General features: G+C 43.2%; 16 protein-coding genes. 1 reads left to right on the top strand and 15 read right to left on the bottom strand.

What is annotated here, in order from left to right; translation table 11 throughout:
- Positions 1-4: 4 nt before the first annotated feature.
- The 4 genes from carA to secA form a co-directional block, all read right to left on the bottom strand.
- Positions 5-1,144, bottom strand: a complete 1,140-nt coding sequence (carA, locus tag VSA01S_RS01605; RefSeq protein WP_039978868.1) for a glutamine-hydrolyzing carbamoyl-phosphate synthase small subunit — start codon at positions 1,142-1,144, stop codon at positions 5-7.
- Positions 1,145-1,624: 480 nt separating this feature from the next.
- Complete coding sequence (gene dapB, locus VSA01S_RS01610) at positions 1,625-2,434, bottom strand: 4-hydroxy-tetrahydrodipicolinate reductase (protein WP_039978866.1); 810 nt, start codon at positions 2,432-2,434, stop codon at positions 1,625-1,627.
- A 111-nt stretch (positions 2,435-2,545) separates the two neighbouring features.
- Entirely contained in the window at positions 2,546-2,944 is a 399-nt protein-coding gene (gene mutT / locus VSA01S_RS01615) for an 8-oxo-dGTP diphosphatase MutT (protein ID WP_039978864.1), read from the bottom strand.
- A 72-nt stretch (positions 2,945-3,016) separates the two neighbouring features.
- Positions 3,017-5,743: a preprotein translocase subunit SecA gene (secA, locus tag VSA01S_RS01620; protein ID WP_039978862.1), complete on the bottom strand. Its 2,727-nt coding sequence runs from the start codon at positions 5,741-5,743 to the stop codon at positions 3,017-3,019.
- Between the two features lie 434 nt (positions 5,744-6,177).
- Here secA and VSA01S_RS01625 point away from each other — a divergent pair, with 434 nt between their 5' ends.
- Positions 6,178-6,627 carry a DUF721 domain-containing protein gene (locus VSA01S_RS01625; protein WP_039978861.1) on the top strand — a complete coding sequence of 150 codons (450 nt, stop codon included), beginning with the start codon at positions 6,178-6,180 and terminating at the stop codon, positions 6,625-6,627.
- Positions 6,628-6,676: 49 nt separating this feature from the next.
- Here the strand turns inward: VSA01S_RS01625 and lpxC are convergent, their stop codons facing one another.
- The 11 genes from lpxC to murE all read right to left on the bottom strand — a co-directional run bounded on the left by lpxC (position 6,677) and on the right by murE (position 20,215).
- A complete protein-coding gene (gene lpxC / locus VSA01S_RS01630; protein ID WP_039978859.1) occupies positions 6,677-7,594 on the bottom strand; it encodes a UDP-3-O-acyl-N-acetylglucosamine deacetylase in 918 nt (305 codons plus the stop codon).
- 100 nt (positions 7,595-7,694) lie between these two features.
- Entirely contained in the window at positions 7,695-8,921 is a 1,227-nt protein-coding gene (gene ftsZ, locus VSA01S_RS01635) for a cell division protein FtsZ (RefSeq protein WP_039978857.1), read from the bottom strand.
- 30 nt (positions 8,922-8,951) lie between these two features.
- Entirely contained in the window at positions 8,952-10,214 is a 1,263-nt protein-coding gene (gene ftsA / locus VSA01S_RS01640) for a cell division protein FtsA (protein WP_039978855.1), read from the bottom strand.
- Complete coding sequence (locus VSA01S_RS01645) at positions 10,207-10,992, bottom strand: cell division protein FtsQ/DivIB (RefSeq protein ID WP_039978853.1); 786 nt, start codon at positions 10,990-10,992, stop codon at positions 10,207-10,209. The genes ftsA and VSA01S_RS01645 overlap by 8 nt, the downstream gene beginning before the upstream one ends.
- A gap of 194 nt (positions 10,993-11,186) precedes the next feature.
- Complete coding sequence (murC, locus tag VSA01S_RS01650) at positions 11,187-12,650, bottom strand: UDP-N-acetylmuramate--L-alanine ligase (protein ID WP_039978851.1); 1,464 nt, start codon at positions 12,648-12,650, stop codon at positions 11,187-11,189.
- A gap of 21 nt (positions 12,651-12,671) precedes the next feature.
- Positions 12,672-13,739, bottom strand: a complete 1,068-nt coding sequence (murG, locus tag VSA01S_RS01655) for an undecaprenyldiphospho-muramoylpentapeptide beta-N-acetylglucosaminyltransferase (RefSeq protein ID WP_039978850.1) — start codon at positions 13,737-13,739, stop codon at positions 12,672-12,674.
- Positions 13,726-14,922, bottom strand: a complete 1,197-nt coding sequence (ftsW, locus tag VSA01S_RS01660) for a cell division protein FtsW (protein WP_050567250.1) — start codon at positions 14,920-14,922, stop codon at positions 13,726-13,728. Before ftsW ends, murG begins: the two co-directional genes overlap by 14 nt.
- A gap of 17 nt (positions 14,923-14,939) precedes the next feature.
- Positions 14,940-16,253 carry a UDP-N-acetylmuramoyl-L-alanine--D-glutamate ligase gene (murD, locus tag VSA01S_RS01665; RefSeq protein ID WP_039978849.1) on the bottom strand — a complete coding sequence of 438 codons (1,314 nt, stop codon included), beginning with the start codon at positions 16,251-16,253 and terminating at the stop codon, positions 14,940-14,942.
- A gap of 37 nt (positions 16,254-16,290) precedes the next feature.
- Complete coding sequence (gene mraY, locus VSA01S_RS01670) at positions 16,291-17,373, bottom strand: phospho-N-acetylmuramoyl-pentapeptide-transferase (RefSeq protein WP_021709890.1); 1,083 nt, start codon at positions 17,371-17,373, stop codon at positions 16,291-16,293.
- Entirely contained in the window at positions 17,373-18,737 is a 1,365-nt protein-coding gene (locus tag VSA01S_RS01675; protein ID WP_039978847.1) for a UDP-N-acetylmuramoyl-tripeptide--D-alanyl-D-alanine ligase, read from the bottom strand. Before VSA01S_RS01675 ends, mraY begins: the two co-directional genes overlap by 1 nt.
- The gene (murE, locus tag VSA01S_RS01680) at positions 18,734-20,215 is read right to left on the bottom strand and encodes a UDP-N-acetylmuramoyl-L-alanyl-D-glutamate--2,6-diaminopimelate ligase (protein WP_039978846.1); all 1,482 of its coding nucleotides are present in this window, start codon (positions 20,213-20,215) and stop codon (positions 18,734-18,736) included. The genes VSA01S_RS01675 and murE overlap by 4 nt, the downstream gene beginning before the upstream one ends.
- Positions 20,216-20,249 lie beyond the last annotated feature (34 nt).

Below are 20,249 nucleotides of genomic sequence, written 5' to 3' on the forward strand. Positions count from 1 at the left end.
CGAATTAGGCTGTGTGCTTTTTAATTAGTTCAATGAAGTGGTCGAATAACGGCGCTGCGTCTTCTGGTCCTGGGCTTGCTTCTGGGTGACCTTGGAAACTAAAGGCTGGCTTGTCAGTGCGGTGAATACCTTGCAAAGAGCCATCAAATAGCGACACATGAGTAGCACGTAGGTTTTCTGGTAATGTTGCTTCCTCTGCTGCAAAACCGTGGTTTTGCGAGGTAATCATCACAACATTACGCTCCAAGTCTTTTACTGGATGGTTGGCACCATGATGACCAAATTTCATCTTGACCGTTTTTGCACCAGATGCCAGCGCAAGAATTTGGTGACCAAGACATATGCCAAAGATAGGAATATTCTTTTCTAGGAAAACTTTGGTCGCTTCAATCGCGTAAGTACATGGTTCTGGGTCGCCAGGGCCATTTGAAAGGAATACACCGTCTGGGTTTAGAGCAAGCACTTCTTCAGCAGATGTTTCAGCAGGAACAACGGTTAGGCGGCATCCTCGGTCAACCAACATTCGTAAGATGTTTCGCTTGGCACCGAAGTCGTAGGCCACAACGTGATAAGGCAGTTCGCTGTCATCTTGCGCTTCTGGAAGCCCACCTTCAAGCGTCCACGAACCTTGTTTCCATTGATACGCTTCTTTTGTTGTAACTTCTTTCGCAAGATCCATTCCTTTTAAGCCTGGGAATTCTTTAGCCTTCGCAAGTGCCAAAGCTTCATCTAAATTGTTGCCCGCTACAAGACAGCCATTTTGAGCACCTTTTTCACGCAAAATACGAGTGAGTTTGCGTGTATCAATGTCAGCGATGCCGACAATGTTTTGCGCTTTTAGGTAATTGGATAAGGATTGTTCATTTCGGAAGTTAGAAGCGATAAGAGGAAGATCGCGAATCACAAGGCCTTGTGCATGGATAGAAGAGGATTCTTCATCTTCGGAGTTGGTTCCGGTATTGCCAATATGAGGATAAGTAAGAGTAACAATTTGTTGAGAATAGGAAGGATCAGTGAAAATTTCTTGATAGCCGGTCATCGAAGTATTAAAAACAACTTCACCAACGGAAATACCCTCTGCGCCAATGGACACTCCGCGAAACACCGTCCCATCTTCTAGGACCAACAGTGCTAGTTTACCCAAGACAACCTCCAGAATAAAAAATCAAAAATAAGACATATATTTGCAAACCTGCCTAACTTTACCTTGATAAATTACATTAACAGGTATTTTTGACAAATTAGCGGCATTCTAAATTCACACATCGAAACTGTCAATAACAACCAGAAAATAAATTGCAACTTTCTAGGGCGAGAGCGAATCTAAATACAAAAACCGCCAAAACAACAAACTTAACCAACCTAAAACACTTTAAAAGTCGTTAGTTTTTGTATTTTACAAATCAAATACACTTTTAAAAGCTCTAAAATACTCAACCAAAGAAGCAAACGATAACAAAACAAAGATAACTTTATTTTTTAACGACTACAGTAAAAAAAACAAATGAAACCCCTAAAACATAATAAAAAATTCAACTAAAAAACTCATCGATATTTGATGTAATATCAAATACCTTTATTCAAGTCGAAAAAAACCGGCTAACGCCGGCGAATATTTATGTAATTATAACTGATTCAAGTCAAGTACATCGGTCATAGTATAAAAACCATTAGGCTTGTCATACAACCAGACGGCTGCTTTGACCGCACCATTAGCAAAAGTCATTCGGTCCGTTGCTTTATGGGTAATTTCAACACGTTCTCCAATATCAGCAAACATGGCAGTATGCTCACCAACAATGTCGCCAGCACGGATAGTAGCAAAGCCAATTTCATCTTTGGTTCGCTCTCCAGTAATCCCTTCACGGGCATAAACAGCGACATCACTTAATTTATTGTCCATTGCACCTGCAATGGCTTCTCCCATCCCAATCGCCGTACCTGATGGTGCATCAACTTTATAACGGTGGTGAGCCTCAACAATCTCGATATCGCAGTAATCTCCCATTACTTTAGCCGCTTTCTCAAGCAGCTTAAATACAAGGTTTACTCCAACAGAATAATTAGATGCCATCACAACAGGTACATGCTTCGCTACTTCATCGATTTGTGCACGCTCTTTTTCACTAAAACCTGTAGTTCCAATGACTATACTTTTACCATGCTGTTTACAAAGCTCAAGGTTAGCCAGCGTACTAACCGGAGCGGTAAAATCGATCATGATATCAAAGTGATCGATCTGCGCAGCTAAATCATCAGTCAGAAAAATATCAAATTTACCTTCTCCACATAACTCACCAATATCCACACCAACTAGCGAAGAACCTGGACGTTCAGAGCCTGCGGTAAATGATGTTTGTGAGTTTAGGCATGAGGCTTTTACTAAGTTACGCCCCATCCTGCCTGCCACGCCTGCAATTGCAATTCGAACCATTGCGATTTCTCTCCTTTTCTAGACAACGAGAAAGATGCCCGTTCTCTTATTTCGCTAAATATTTTTAAACTAACAATATCCCGTGACAACCTCAAGGCTGTTGATTTTAATTCAAGAAAACTCTTTAACAACACGTTCTAGAATAGGCATATTTGCCTCTGGAAAGTCATAGTTTATCAGCGCATTAATATCGACCCATTGCCCTTGCTGGCCTTCGCGTCCATAAGGTTGGTTATCAAATTGAGACACTAGCATAAAGTCAAATTTTAAAGATTTATCTGGATAATCATATTGTAAATGTTCAAATAACATTTGCTCTGTTACCGTGATACCGATTTCTTCTTCAAGTTCACGGATCATCGCTTGCTGTATATTTTCACCCTTTTCGACCTTGCCACCAGGAAACTCCCAAAAGCCACCTTTGTGTTTATCGTTCGGACGTTTAGTAATAAAAACCTGTGATTTATCTTGGTTTAAAATGATCGCTGCAACAATATGAATTCTTTTCATCGAAATATTCCTAATACTATTGATACAAAAAGAGCCGCCTAAGCGACTCTTTTAATAATGGGTTCGAAGAGATTAATCGATCTTACCGTGGCATTGTTTATATTTTTTGCCGCTGCCACATGGACAAGGCTCATTACGGCCAACTTTACGCTCATCACGAACCATAGGTTGGTTAGTACCTTGTTCAGCCTCATCAGATGCTAGTTGGCTTTGCGCATTAGCATGTTGAGCATGTGCATGACGCGCCGCTTCTTCAGCTTGTACACGACGTTGTTCTTCCATGCGTTCAACTTCTTCCTGCTGCTGTACTCGAACACGAGACAAAACCGTAATAACGTCTGACTTCAGGGCTTCCAGCAGCTCTTCAAATAGCTCAAAAGACTCACGTTTATACTCTTGTTTCGGGTTCTTTTGAGCATAACCTCGAAGGTGAATGCCTTGACGCAAATGATCCATTGCGGATAAGTGTTCCTTCCAAAGCGTGTCTAAAGTTTGAAGCATTACTGACTTCTCAAAGTTACGCAGTACTTGTGCACCAACCACATCTTCTTTCGCTTTATAAGCATCTACAGCGAGATTGAAGATTTTTTCACGTAAAGCTTCTTCATAAAGCTTATCATCCACTTCCAACCATTGCTTGATTGGAGCATCCAGATCAAAGTCCGCTTTCAGGCGTTCTTGTAATCCTTCTGTATCCCACATATCTTCTAATGACTGTGGCGGGATATATTCGTTAATAACAGCTGAGATAACATCTTCACGATTGTGCTCAATCATTTCACTGATGTCATCAGTACTCATAAGTTCATCACGAAGTTCGTAAACAACTTTACGTTGATCGTTAGCAACATCATCGTACTCAAGTAGCTGCTTGCGAATATCAAAGTTGCGACCTTCTACTTTACGCTGAGCTTTTTCAATTGAGCGGGAAAGCATCTTAGATTCGATTGCTTCACCTTCTTCCATACCACTTTGAATAATGCTCGCCATACGATCAGATGTGAAGATACGCAGGAGTGAATCCTCCATCGATAAATAAAAGCGAGAAGACCCGGCATCACCTTGACGGCCAGAGCGACCACGTAACTGGTTATCAATACGGCGAGATTCGTGACGCTCCGTACCAATGATGTGGAGACCACCAGCTTCAAGTACTTGATCGTGTAACTGCTTCCATTCTGCTTTGATCGCATCAATTTGTTCTGTGGTTGGGTCTTGTAAAGCTTCTACTTTTGCTTGCCAGCTACCACCTAAGACAATGTCAGTACCACGACCGGCCATGTTGGTCGCAATCGTCACTGCACCTAACGTACCAGCTTCAGCTACAATTTCAGCTTCACGTTCATGGAACTTAGCGTTAAGCACGTTATGTTTAATTTTGGCTTTTGTTAGCGCATTAGAGAGTAATTCCGATTTTTCGATAGAAACCGTACCTACTAGAGAAGGTTGCCCCTTTTCCACACGTGCTTTAATATCTTCAATGATCGCAGCAAACTTCTCTGCTTCAGTTCGATAAACCATATCCGGCATATCGTTACGTTGCATTGGCTTGTTGGTAGGAATAACAACGGTCTCAAGTCCATAAATGGATTGGAACTCAAAGGCTTCTGTATCTGCAGTGCCCGTCATACCAGAAAGTTTATGGTAGAGACGGAAATAGTTCTGGAAAGTAATCGAAGCAAGTGTCTGGTTTTCGTTTTGAATCTTAACACCTTCTTTTGCTTCAACTGCTTGGTGTAAACCTTCAGACCAACGACGACCTGGCATAGTACGTCCAGTATGTTCATCAACGATCACAACTTCACCGTCTTCGTTAACGATGTAATCTACGTTGCGTTCGAACAACACGTGTGCACGAAGTGCTGCATTTACGTGATGCAGTAGGCTGATGTTCGTTGGAGAGTAAAGTGTGTCGCCTTCTTCCATCAGACCGTTTTTCACCATCAATTCTTCAACGAACTCTTGGCCCGTTTCTGTTAGGTGAACCTGTTTAGATTTCTCATCTACTGTGTAGTGACCATCACCACGGTATTCTTCAGAATCTTCCTTATCCTGAACTTTTAAGTTTGGGATTAGTAAATTAATGCGAGTATATAGATCAGAGCTATCTTCCGCAGGACCCGAAATAATCAGAGGTGTACGCGCTTCATCAATAAGGATAGAATCCACTTCATCGACAACAGCAAAAAAGCGTTCACGCTGAACACGATCTTCGGTACGGAAAGCCATATTGTCACGAAGATAGTCAAAGCCAAATTCATTATTCGTTCCGTAAAGAATATCTGCTTGATAAGCTTCTCTTTTAGCTGGAGGTGCCATATTCGGCACGTTAATACCTACCGTCATACCTAAAAATTCAAATAAAGGACGGTTGGTTTCTGCGTCACGCTTGGCTAAGTAATCATTCACTGTCACAACGTGAACACCTTTCCCAGGAAGAGCGTTGAGATATGCTGGTAACGTCGCGGTTAGTGTTTTACCTTCACCTGTTCGCATTTCTGCGATTTGGCCTGCATTGAGGACCATACCTCCAATAAGCTGGACATCAAAATGGCGCATGCCATAAACACGCTTGGACGCTTCACGGACGGTAGCAAAGGCTTCTGGTAGAAGGCTATCAAGAGTTTCGCCTTTTTCTAGGCGATCGCGGAACTCTGCAGTTTTCGCTTTGAGTTCTTCGTCAGACAGTACTTCAAACGTTGGTTCGTAATTATTGATTTCTTTTACAATTTTTCTAAGGCGGCGCAGTGTTCGGTCGTTGCGACTGCCAATCACTTTTGTCAGTAGCTTAGTTATCATTTTTTTGGAATCTCTCTTTCATCAGACCGTTCCCGATCTACTCGTAATGCCTTCAGTCTCTACCAGTTTGTAACTAAGAATACTGAGATAATTAATTATCTTAGATATGGAGCTCAAACATACGTATTTCAAGGTCAAAATTTGAAACAATGTGGCTTAGTGTAAGGATTTTTTACTCTGACGACCATAAATAGACGTATTTGTTTGAAGCACTCAGGAGTTTTTAGACAAATTGATAACTGAAGCACTATTATTACACAAGCTTGACAAGATAAAGTTAGTATTTTTTAAAAGATAGACTCCATTTATGTAAGTTTATTTCTTATTCACTAAAGCGTGCAAATAGCGCACATTCAACAAAAACAAAAATCTTATCTATACCTAACCTTTAGCCTGCACTAGAATAGTAAGATACTACTTAACAATACTGGCCTATGCGTGATCACCGTCCTACCTTGACCGACGCTCTTATAGCTGAATCTCAATTTAAACAGATTCAACAGCATGCTGAGGAGATTTTACAAATAAATCAAGTGCTAAAAACCATACTACCTAACGGAACAGCAGATCATTGCCGGGCAGCCAATATTCGCCATGGGCAGCTTTTGATTGATGTCTCCAGCGCTGCGATTAAAATGAAGATCAACTACGATCGACTTATGATCCTCAATAAACTTCGAACGCAAGGTTATGCCAAACTAATTAGTATTGATGTTAGAATTAACCCTTCTTTATATCGAAACGATGATGCTAAGCCAAAGCCAAAACGTCCACCTCTTAGCCAAGCAGCAGCAGACTCTTTGTTAATTATCGCCGATATGGCTCCACCTAAAATACAAGAACGATTAAAACGGCTGGCAGAAATGACAGAAAAAAACAACTAAAAAAGCCAAGCTGAATGCTTGGCTTTTTTAATAAAGCGAAGTTGGAAGATTATGCAAGAACTATATTTGGGTCTGCAAAAGCAACTGGAGAGCTAACTTCTTCTTCAAACGTTGTCCATTCCCATGCTTCTTGATCTGCAAGAACAGCACGTAGGAGCTGATTGTTCAAACCATGGCCTGACTTATACGCACGGAATTCACCAATAATAGCATGACCACACATGTAAAGATCGCCAATAGCATCTAGTATTTTGTGTGTCACAAACTCATTATCAAATCGCAGACCTTCTTCATTTAGTATGCGGTAGTCATCGAGAACAATTGCGTTATCAAAGCTTCCACCAAGAATCCTGTTTTGAGACTGTTGGTATTCTATGTCACGCATAAAGCCGAATGTACGCGCACGAGAAATCTCGCGAACAAACCCTTGAGAAGAGAAATCGAACATAAGGCGTTGCTCATCTGACTCGATCGCAGGGTGATTAAAATCAATTTCAAAGTCGATACGAAATCCATTAAATGGAACAAATTCAGCCCATTTATCACCATCTTCAAAACGAACTGGCTTTTTGATACGAATGAATCGCTTAGGAACATTCTGAGTTTCAATGCCAGCTTGTTGTAGTAGGTAGACAAAAGGACTAGCGCTACCGTCCATAATTGGAATTTCCGGTGCATCGACTTCAACAATGATGTTATCAATACCCATGCCCGCAAGGGCTGCGTTAAGATGTTCAACCGTTGAAATACGTATGCCTTCGTCGTTAACTAATGCAGTACACAGCATAGTGTCACGAACAGACGCTGGATCAGCAGGAAAATCTACAGGAGGGTTAACGTCTGTACGACGATAGACTATACCTGTATTTGCCGCAGCTGGGCGCAGAGTAAGCGTGACTTTACGACCAGAGTGAAGACCCACACCAGTTGTTTTCACTATTTCTTTCAGAGTACGTTGTCTGATCATCTGCTTGCCTCTCTAACAATGGCTATAAAACACGGCCGCCTGTAACACCGACCGTGAATGATACCATTATTTTGAGCTATGTCAAATAAATGGTCAAACATCAATCAGCTTGACGACGTAGAAATGCAGGAATATCTAAGTATCCATTTTCTTTTTCTTGCTTCGGGGCCGCTGAGCCTTGTGCCGAAGATGCATTACTATTATTCGCTTGCGGAGTTACCTGGGGCTTCTCTTGCATTGTATTTTGCTGCAAGACTTGTGCCGGTTTCTCTTCAACTTGTGGTGCTGCTGTTTGTTGTGACACTTGAGCCGTTTGCGGTGCTGCAGCTTTAGCTTTGCCACCCGCAACTAGTGTAATATCTGGTTTTTTCTCGTTACCAATACCTGTAGCAACGACAGTGACACGAATCTCGTCTGTCATATCTGGGTCAAGTGATGTTCCGATCACAACTGTTGCATTGTCAGATGCGAAAGCTTTCACGGTATTACCAACCGTCTCAAACTCATCAAGACGCATATCTAGACCTGCAGTAATGTTAACAAGTACACCGCGAGCACCGGCAAGATCGATATCTTCAAGAAGAGGACTAGAAATTGCCATTTCTGCAGCTTCCTCAGCACGATCTTCGCCTTTTGCGATTCCACTACCCATCATTGCATGACCCATTTCAGACATCACCGTTCGAACATCGGCAAAGTCGACATTAATCATACCAGGACGGGTAATCAATTCTGCGATTCCCTGCACAGCATTTTTCAAAACATCATTTGCACTCGCAAAAGCTTCGAGTAATGTGACACCACGGCCCAGGACTTTGAGTAGTTTTTCATTTGGAATCGTAATCAAAGAGTCAACGTGCTTAGATAGCTCATCAATTCCTTGTTCAGCAAATGCCAAACGCTTCTTACCTTCAAAGCTAAACGGTTTCGTAACGACCGCTACTGTTAGAATGCCTAGCTCTTTCGCAACTTCAGCGATAACAGGAGCTGCACCAGTACCAGTACCACCGCCCATACCTGCTGCGATAAATACCATATCGGCACCAGTTAGAGAATCTTTAAGTCTATCTCGATCTTCGAGAGCAGCTTCTCGACCAACTTGTGGGTTTGCTCCCGCACCAAGACCCTTGGTGATATCACCACCAATCTGAATGACGTTCCCAACGCTTGTCTTGCGAAGTGCTTGTGCATCAGTATTTACACTAATGAATTCCACACCTTCAATGGACTCACGTACCATGTGTTCAACAGCGTTACCACCGCCACCACCAACTCCAACGACTTTGATTACCGCATCGTCAGACATTTCCATCATCGGTTCAAACATGTGTTATCTCCGTTTACCCTGCAACTCAGGCTAAAACTCTTTTTGTATCCAATTACGCAATCGACCAAACAAACCAGTAACTGATGAACGCTTAGGTTCATTATAATCGCTATCATCACTTGACTGCATGTCTCTTGCATAATGTAATAATCCAACTGCCGTCGAATGGTACGGCTCCTTTACATAGTCAGTTAAACCGCTCACTTCAAGTGGTTTACCAACTCTGACTTGGTTGCGAAATACGCGTTCTGCACATTCTACCACGCCTTCGATTTGCGCAGCACCGCCAGTTAAAACAACACCAGCAGCGAGATGATGCTTGATGCCTTCTTCACGTAGCTTCGTTTGTACTGAATCTATAGTTTGGTTAACCAAACCTATTAATTCAGAATATCGAGGTTCAATCACCTCTGAAAGAGTCTGACGTTGTAAGCTCCGTGAAGGTCGTCCACCAACACTTGGAACATTCACCGTATCATCTTTACTCACTAGCTCGCTCAAAGCGCAACCATATTTAACTTTTATTTCTTCAGCATCGCTCACTGGCGTGCCAAAAGCAAAAGCAATATCACTTGTTACTGCATTTCCTGCATAAGAAAATACCTCTGTGTGCCTTAAAGCTCCTCCGGTCCAAATAGAGACATCCATCGTTCCAGCACCAATATCAACCACACATACACCGAGTTCCCTTTCATCCTCAGTGATAACAGCATTACTTGCAGCTAGCCCGGAAAAAACTAGCTGTTCAACTTTAAGGCCACAGCGCTCTACTGCTTTAATTATATTTCTTGCCATATCGTTATGGCATGAGATCAAATGGACGCTGACTTCCATTCTCACCCCTGATAAACCAAGTGGATTTTTAATCCCTTCTTGGTAATCAATCGTAAACTCTTGTGGAATAACATGGAGGATACGCTGTTCATCGCCAATTTTTATCGACTTTGCAGTATGGATAGCACGATCCATATCCTCTTGAGACACTTCTTCATCGGAAATCGTGCCCATTCCTTTTTCAATTCTGCTCGCGATGTGCTTACCAGACAACGAAATAAAGACTCGACTGATCTGACATTCAGCCATCAACTCAGCTTGATCAATTGCACGTTGTACTGATTTAACAACTGATTCCAAGTCATTCACGCCGCCTTTATCCATGCCACGTGAAGGGCTACTGCCTGAACCAATAATATTAATTTGGCCGTCAGGTAGAACCTCACCCACCAAAGCGGATATGGTTGCAGTGCCTATATCAAGACCAACAATAATGTTGTCATCCGCAGACTTAGTCATTTGTACTCTCTTGTTTTAACTCATGTTCAGGGAACCAACCAACCGCAGCTCCTGTGTCATATCGAAGATCGATATAACTGATTCTTTGAGTATCACTGCCAAGCTTATTGTAGAGCAAGAAAAATCGCTCTATTCGCTCATTCAGAGATTCTTTACCAAGCTCTAGTCGAATTCCATTATCAAGGATAATTTGCCAAGCACGTCGCTCATTCAATAAAAGAGACGATATCGACAGCCCTAGCTTTTGAAATCTGGGATGAAACTCACGATAAGTACGTAACACCTCTATTTCAGTTTGATGTGGACCATATAGCTTAACGCTTTCTTGTTTTAACAGCCCAATGTCACCACCAAAAGCAAAACCATTTTCATCGAGTAATTCTTGCCCATTCCAAATCGCAACAGGTGTATGCTCTGTCAAAAAGACTTTTATCGTTTCTGGCCATTGCTTTCGGATTGCAGCATGAGCAACCCAAGGAATAGCCTCAACATTTTGCTGCAATACATCTATATCTTGTGACATAAAAGTACCGATATGATCTATTTTACCTAATGCTGTTTGTACATCATCAGCAGTGACATACTCCAGATTTCCCTGAAGAACGATTTTGGACAGTGGTAATCTTTGATCATCCAACATCCAGCCGATGGCGAAAAACAGCGCAGAGCTGATTAAACTAACGACTACGCAGAAAAATACCGTGCCTAGAACTTTTTCTTGTCGACTAAAGCGTTGTTCAATATTTTGTTGCTCTTCATTCAATGCCAAATTCAACAATGCTTCGCTTCCTGATCTTTGTTCTGTACTTTTCACCCCTGGTAGGGTCCACCAGAAAGAGCATTGATCTTAACCTTCAAATTATACTGAGCTGTTTAAAACTAGCAATTATTCATAACAATAAATCGCAACGTAATCTACGTAAATCTAAATTGCTGTCACTTTTCATATTGTTTTCTTGGTTGATCATTTACTTACTGATTAGCACGCATGCTTTCAATACTCAACTTAAATGCAGCAAGTTTCTTTGCAACTTTACCAATATCACCAGCACCTTGCGTTAAAATCAAGTCACCATCTTTAATAACGTTAGCTAAAATTAAAGGTAATTGCTCAATTTTGGGCACAAAAATTGGATCAACTTGACCGCGACTGCGAATCGTACGGCATAATGCACGTCCATCAGCACCAGAAATAGGTTTTTCCCCTGCAGCATAAACATCCAACATAATTAAGACATCAACCTGTTGTAAGACATTAGCGAAATCATCGTAGAGGTCTCGAGTTCGGCTGTAGCGATGTGGCTGAAATATCATCACTAGACGTTTATCTTGCCAACCACTTCTTGCTGCATCAATCGTAACACCAACTTCTGTTGGGTGGTGGCCATAATCATCTACCAACATTGCGTGGCCATTACCAGTATCAAACTCACCAAGATGATCAAATCTACGCCCAGTGCCTTCCGTTCCAGCCATCGCCGCTAAAATCGCCTCATCACTGATATCATCTTCCGTTGCTACCGCAATCGCCGCAGAAGCATTAAGAGCATTATGGCGACCGGGGATATTTAGGGTGATATTGAGATCCGCACAGCCTTGACGAACCACGGTAAACTTACCTTGTTGACCTTCTTGGCGGTAGTTTTTAATTTGTACATCCGCATCTTCTGAAAAACCATAGGTGATCACCTGACGACTGATTCGGGGAATCAACTCGCGAATAACAGGATCATCAATACATACAATCGCTTGGCCGTAAAATGGTAGGTTGTGAAGGAAATCAATGAAAGTTTGCTTCAGGGTTTCAAAATCACCACCGTAAGTATCCATATGATCCGCTTCAATATTCGTTACGATGCTCACCATTGGTTGCAAGTGTAAGAATGAAGCGTCACTTTCGTCGGCTTCAGCAATCAAAATACGACTAGAGCCTAAACGGGCATTCGTACCCGCGCTTTTCACCAAACCACCATTTACAAAGGTTGGGTCAAGGCCGGCCTCTGAATAAATTTGCGTAACCAAAGCCGTCGTAGTCGTTTTTCCATGAGTACCTGCGACAGCAATACCATGACGAAAACGCATTAATTCAGCGAGCATTTCAGCGCGACGAACAATAGGAATGCGCATCTCTCTTGCAGCCATGACTTCTGGGTTTTCTTCATTAATCGCCGTTGATACAACAACAACGCTGGCCTTCGCAACATTGCTGGTTTGATGGCCGATGTAAACCGTCGCCCCTTTTGACACTAAACGTTCAGTAGTCGGGTTTTCAGCGAGATCAGAACCAGTAATTTGATAGCCTTCATTTAAAAGTACTTCCGCAATGCCACTCATTCCAGCACCACCGATTCCAATAAAGTGAATCGATTTCACGCGGCGCATTTCAGGGACCATTGCTCGAATCTGAGCCAAATCTTGTGTATGTTGGATAGTCATTACTCTATTCTCAATAATTTGTTAACGCTGTGCTGTTAAAGCAATAATGGCTTGTGCTACTTTTTCGTCAGCATTCAGTTTTGCTGCTTGACGCGCACATTCCGCCATAGATAACAGTGCGTTACGATCCAGTTGTTGGATCTGCTGAGTCAAAGACTCAACGGTTAAATCCGGTTGTTCTATCATCTTGGCAGCACCACACTCAACAAGATGATCGGCATTCAAGGCTTGTTGACGATCTTTGTGCATAAAAGGGACAAAAATTGCGCCTAAGCCTGCTGCTGAGATTTCAGATACCGTTAAAGCACCTGAACGACAAACGACAAGATCAGCCCAAGCATATGCATGTGCGACATCGTCAATAAATTCGGTAACTTGTGCATCGATAACACCACAAGTTTGGTAAGCAGCTTGCACGTCTTCAGCTGCACCTTTGCCTGCTTGATGACGAATACAATAGTCAGAGCCCAGAGTAGCCATCACTTTCGGCAAGGTTTGGTTAAGGATTCTCGCCCCTTGACTGCCCCCCATAACCAGAATTCGAATCGGTCCGTTCCTTTCGTGCATCCGGCACTTCGGCTCTTCCAATGTAACGACATCTTGACGTACAGGGTTGCCGACCACTTCAGCATTAGGAAAAGCACCAGGAAAGGCTTGGAAAACCTTTTTTGCGATCTTCGCTAGCCACTGATTGGTAAGCCCCGCTACTGCATTTTGCTCATGCAGTACAACAGGGATACCACTGAGCCATGCAGCAATACCGCCAGGGCCACTCACATAGCCACCCATTCCCAGCACAGCATCGGGTTGCCAACGTTTGATGTGAGCACGCGCTTGGAAAATCGCATTCACTATTTGTGCTGGAGCCGCTATTAAGCGCTTGATTCCTTGACCTCGAAGACCTTTCACTTTGATGAAATCGATATCAATACCATACTTGGGCACCAAGTTTGCTTCCATTCTATCCGCTGTGCCTAACCAACGGATTTCCCAGCCTTGCTCTTGTAACTGCTTGGCAACCGCCAGCCCTGGAAATACGTGACCACCAGTTCCACCAGCCATCACCATTAAACGTTTATTTTTCTTCATGATCTTTTTGTTCTAGCTGTTCCTGAAACCGTTTTAGACGGCATTCGTGATCAATTCGCAGCAAAATAGACACTGCCACAGACATAATAATAAGACTCGAACCACCGTAGCTGATCAAGGGTAAGGTAAGGCCTTTTGTTGGTACCATACCTGCCGCAGCACCTACGTTGACCAATGTTTGAAATGCGAACCAAATCCCTATTCCAAAAGCAAGATAACCGCCGAATTTTTCATGTTGTTCGAAAGCTCGCTTACCGATATAAATCGCTTTAAGAACTAAACTGAAGATCAGCAATAGGACAAGCACAACCCCCACAAACCCTAATTCTTCGGCTAACACAGCAAACACGAAGTCAGTATGTGCTTCAGGTAGGTATTCCAGTTTTTGAATCGAATTCCCCAGCCCTTGCCCGAACCATTCGCCTCGGCCAAATGCCATAAGAGATTGTGTCAATTGATAACCACTGCCGAAAGGGTCTTCCCAAGGGTCAAGAAAAGAGGTTACGCGCCGTATGCGGTAAGGCTCAACTAAAATCAAGCCAATCACTGCAGCAATCCCGGCACACATTAGGGCCAAAAACTGAGTAAGCTTAGCACCCGCGATAAATAACATACCAAACAGAGTCACCAGCATCACAACGACAGTCCCTAAATCAGGCTGGCCGAGCAGCAACAATGCAAAAAAAGCAAATACCATAATTGGCTTCATAAATCCGCCAAAAAAGGTTTGTCTGACCTCGTCTTGTTTACGCACCAAGTAACTGGACATAAACACGAATAATGAAAGCTTTGCAATTTCCGCTGGCTGTAAATTAAATAAACCGAGAGGAATCCAGCGAGAGGCACCGTTAACGGATTTACCTGCCAGCAGAACAACGATCAACAAACCAAAAGAGAGCCATAATAAGTAAGGGCTTTTTTTAAACCACTGCTGTAATGGCACTTGAACTACAATCGTAGATACGATGATTGCAAGGAATAAAAACGAGGCATGACGAAACATAAAATGGAATGGTTGTTCGGTCAGTCTCGAGCTGATCGGGAAAGAGGCCGAGGTTACCATCACCAAGCCGGTTAACATCAAACCAAAAGCAATCCATACGAGCTGTCGATCAAAAAGGACCGTTGGTGCTGGCTGCTTAAACCATAGACCAATGCTACGTTTAACGTGAACTAACCCCACAACATCATCACCCTTATTTACGCATACTTCTCAGCAAGTGTCGCAAAAGCGTCTCCTCTTGCCATAAAATTATCAAACTGATCAAAGCTTGAACAAGCGGGAGACAACATAACCATATCATCTGATACCGTTTGCTCTGAAATCCATTTGACCACTTCTTCCAGAGTGTCAAAACGACGAGCTGAAGAGTGCAATGGCATAAAACTGTCGCCATCAACGCCAAAGCAACACAACTGCAAATTTAAGTGTGCGAAAACAGGACCAAGGGGGGACACATCCGCACCTTTATCTATTCCTCCAACAATGAGGAACAAACGGCCGCTCGATTGCAAACCGGACAACGCTGCGATAGTACTGGCTACATTAGTCGCTTTGGAATCATTGACCCATTTCACTCCATTTTTGTCACTCACCATCTGGCATCGATGGGTCAAACCAGAATACTTCCTGAGTGCATCGAGGGCTTTGGTATAATCAATGTCGACCGCTTGCAGTAAGGCAAAAACCACTAAGGCATTGGCAAGGTTATGTCTTCCCACCAACTGAAGCTCATCACTGGCAATGATCCGTTTACCGTGATCAAGTAACCAAGTCCGCTCACCATCTAACTCAAGTCCAAACTCTTGGTTATCGTAACCAAATGAAACAATGGGTAAGTCTCGCTCAGGGAAAGTTTCTCGATCGTCGCGATTAACAACAGCTAATGTTGCGTTATCAAAGATGCGTAACTTAGCCTGACGGTAGTCCGTCATACCTTGATAACGATCCATATGATCTTCAGAAAGATTAAGGAAAGCCGCAGCTTTTAGTTTTAGGCTTGACGTCGTTTCCAATTGAAAACTCGACAGCTCTAATACGTACAAGTCAGCCTCTTGATCCAACAAATCCAGTACTGGCACACCAATATTGCCACCTACCGCAACCTTTAAACCTGCTGCTTTTGCCATTACACCCGTTAAATCGGTCACGGTACTTTTACCATTGGAGCCAGTAATGGCAATAACGGGCTTTTGCACGGCCCAAGCAAACAGCTCAATGTCCCCTACAACAGGTGTGCCTTTAGCGATCACCGCCTGTATTTCAGGAGTTGCAAGAGAAACACCCGGGTTTATCACCACTAAATCCGCTTGTTGCAGCCATGATTCATTCCAGCCACCGCAATGAAGGGCAATATGCTCAGGCAATGCCTCGCTACCCGGAGGATGAGCTCTTGTATCGATAACATTAACATGGATGTTTGGTTGACTTTTGGTGAGATGTTTAACGACAGAAAGCCCGGTAATACCGAGCCCTACGACGACAACCTGATGAATATTTTGCCAAGATTTCATTGCTTTAAGACACCATTGGTTATGCTGCTATTGGATGTTAACGTACTTTTAGAGTCGCAAGCCCGATCAAAACCAGAACCATGGAAATAATCCAAAAACGCACAATAACTCGTGGCTCCGGCCATCCTTTAAGTTCATAGTGATGATGTATAGGAGCCATGCGGAAAATACGTTGGCCACGCAATTTATACGAACCTACTTGGAGTATCACGGATAAAGTTTCCATAACAAATACCCCTCCCATGATAACAAGTACTAATTCTTGACGAACCAAAACGGCAATCACGCCTAATGCCCCACCAAGCGCCAGTGAACCGACATCCCCCATAAAAACTTGAGCTGGATAGGTATTGAACCATAAGAAGCCAAGGCCAGCTCCCACAATCGCGGTACAAACCACCACAAGTTCAGAAGCATGTGGTAAATATGGAATGTGTAAATACTCAGAGAAGTTAACATTACCCGTGGCCCATGAGATAACAGCAAAGCCTGCCGCAACAAGTACCGTCGGCATAATAGCCAAACCATCAAGGCCATCGGTCAAGTTCACTGCATTACTGGTACCAACAATCACAAAGTAAGTCAGTAATATATACATCAAACCAAGTTGGGGCATGATATCTTTAAAAAACGGCACCACGAGCTGGGTTGCAGCGGTATCTTTACCATAAGCATAAAGAGCAAACGCCACAACCAGTGCGATCATCGACTGCCAAAAGTACTTCCAGCGAGCCACCAAACCATCGGTATTTTTGCGCACCACTTTACGATAATCATCCACAAAACCAACCGCAGCGTAGCCTAACAAAACCGCTAAAACTGCCCAAACATAAGGGTTGGACAAGTTGGCCCACAATAGGATAGTGATCGAAATCGCAGCAACAATCATGATGCCCCCCATTGTTGGGGTACCACGCTTACTGAAATGTGACTCAGGACCTTCATTACGCACGACCTGACCAATTTGCAACATTTGTAAACGTCGGATCATGATAGGCCCCATCCACAAAGAAAGGCCAAGTGCAGTTAAAACACTTAAAATTGCTCGAAAAGAGAGGTATTCAAACAAACGAAAAAAAGAAAAATATGGCTGTAGCAGCTCGGCAAGCCAAATAATCATCAATAATACTCCTTCAAAGCAGTCGCAACTTCAAACATACGTGCACCGTTCGCTCCTTTAACCAGAAGCGTGTTCAATTCTGGGCTGGTACGGTCTAAATACTGCTTGATGTAATCAATCATTGTTTTGTGTGTCTCAAAATGGATACCGTTGCACAGCTCACTAATGATCCTTGCATCTTCCCCATAAGTGAGAACATGTTCAAACTTTTGTGGAGCTGCATGTTCCCCGACTTGACGGTGAAGTGCAAGACTTTCCTTACCTAACTCCGCCATATTTCCTAAAATCAACCAACGTTGCCCCTGAAATGCTGCTAGTAAATCTATCGCTGCTTTCATCGCAGGAACACTCGCGTTGTAGCTGTCATCAATAAGTTTAATATTATCTGCTAATGTTTTAACTTCAACACGCCCTTTAACCTTGTTTAGATTTTTCAACCCTTGCTGAATTTGCTGCTCTGAAGCCCCCATATTTAAGGCAATAATCGATGCAGCAATGGCATTGGTAATATTATGTTGGCCAATTATCCCTAACGACAAAGGTACGATGTGGGACTGTTGCTGAATATGTAAGTCAAAACTCGCTTCACCGTCTTCATTTAGGCTAATGTTTGACGCAAAGAAATCGGCCTCAGGGCTGTTTTGTGAAAAGGTTACTACCGTTTTATCCGCCAATACCTGCTGCCACTTATCGTTTCCTTGACTATCAAGATTAACAATCGCAACGCCTGTGGGAGCCAAACCTTGGTAGATTTCGCCTTTTGCTTGTTTAACACCATCAATTGAGCCAAACCCTTCCAAATGAGCGGCGGCAACATTGTTAACCAAAGCAATATCTGGCTGAACAAGCTGAGTAGTATAAGCAATTTCACCAATGTGGTTTGCGCCTAATTCAATGACGGCATAGTCATCATCAGGTTGTGAACGCAGCAAAGTCAAAGGAACACCAATATCATTGTTAAAGTTACCTGCTGTAAACAATACTTTGCCTTTTAATTGTAGAATGCTGGCGACCATCTCTTTTACGGTCGTCTTACCACAACTACCCGTAATCGCTACAGTGGGAGTTTGACATGCTTTGTGAACCCATGCTGCTAGTTGCCCTAAAGCGACTTTCGTATCTGCCACAACCACCTGTGGAACGTGGGTATCAATGCGTTTTTGTACCAATAAAGCACCAGCACCGGATTCGATTGCTTGTCGGAAAAAGTCATGAGCGTCGAAGCGCTCCCCAACTAAAGCGATAAAAAGTCCATTCGCTACGATCGCTCGTGTATCGGTAGAAACCGCTTGAATCGAGAGATCGTTGCCAATCAGTTCGCCGCTGGTGATATCAGCAATTTGAGAAAGCGTTACTGTAATCATGCTCCAATCCCTAATAATGTCATGGCTGACTCGCGGTCAGAATAATGAATGGTGCCCGTGTTGAGAATTTGGTAATCCTCATGGCCTTTCCCCGCAAGCAAGATAATATCTTGAGGTGAAGCCTGTTCCAATGCATAAGACAAGGCTTTAAAACGGTCATGCTGAACAACAGCACAACCAGGTTGAGTTAACCCTGACTGCATATCTCGCATGATTAGACTCGGGTCTTCGCTACGAGGATTATCGTCAGTTAACACGATTTTATCACTCAAACGCTCCGCAATTTCAGCCATCATAGGCCGCTTTCCTGCATCACGATCCCCACCACAACCGAAGATAACCCAAAGCTTTCCTTGGCAATGCACACGCAATGCTTGCAATGCTTTCTCTAGCGCATCAGGTGTATGGGCGTAATCCACCACGACTTTTGCAGTCTCGTCAGTTTGGAACAACTCCATACGGCCAAGAACAGGCTGTAATTGACTGGCCGTCGCCAGCAAATCTTGCTTGCTGAAACCTAAGCTCAGTAAGGTTGTAAGTGCCAACATCAGATTGGCCGCATTGAACTCACCAATCAAAGGGGCATGGAATTTTCCTACACCAAACTTGCCATCAAACTCAATCGTAATTCCAGATTCAGCATAAGTAATGTGGTTTGCATAGACACTTTGCGAAAACTCTGTTGTTGGTTTGAGTGACACTGCCAAAACATTGGGGAGTTGCTTTGCCCATTCCGTTCCGACAACATCATCGACATTGATCACCGCATGACCACATTGATGTTCAGTAAACAAGGTTAATTTAGCATTGGCGTACTCTTCCATCGTGCCATGGTAATCAAGATGATCACGGCTCAAGTTAGTAAAGATACCAGCAGCGAATGAGAGCGCTTTCACTCGGCCTTGAATAAGACCATGGGAGGATACTTCAAGTGCAGTGTAGTCGGCTTTTTGTTCAGACAACGATGATAATGTTTTTTGGATTTCAACTGCATTACCAGTGGTGTTCGCCGCCTGTTGTAAATTATCGAGAAATCCATTACCTGTCGTTCCCATTACCGCCGCTTTTGAGTCGACCAATTCTATCCATTGTGCAATGAGCTGAGTAATCGTCGTTTTACCGTTAGTTCCCGTGACCCCAATCAAGCCCATCGTAGGGTAAGGGTACAACTGGCCAGCAATATGGGATAAACGCTGATCAAGGCAATCAAGATAAATCACGGGTACACCCGCTATCATTTCAATCAAACCATGCTGTTTGCTCTGACATGATTGAGCAATAACAGCGTTAGCCCCCTGCTCAATTGCGGTAGGAATAAATTTCCGGCCATCAACAACATGGCCTATCACAGCCACAAAGGTCGTACCGGCTTGAATTTTTCGGCTATCAAGCTCTAGGTCAGAAATGCAAACAGACCCTAAACTAGGACAATCAACCCAGCTAGAAAGTAACGCGTCCATACTGATGGCTTTAGTCATATTTTTCTCTTATATACCCAGTCTTTTGATTTAT

Origin of the sequence: Vibrio sagamiensis NBRC 104589, from assembly GCF_007990935.1 — a bacterium.
GTDB lineage: Bacteria > Pseudomonadota > Gammaproteobacteria > Enterobacterales > Vibrionaceae > Vibrio > Vibrio sagamiensis.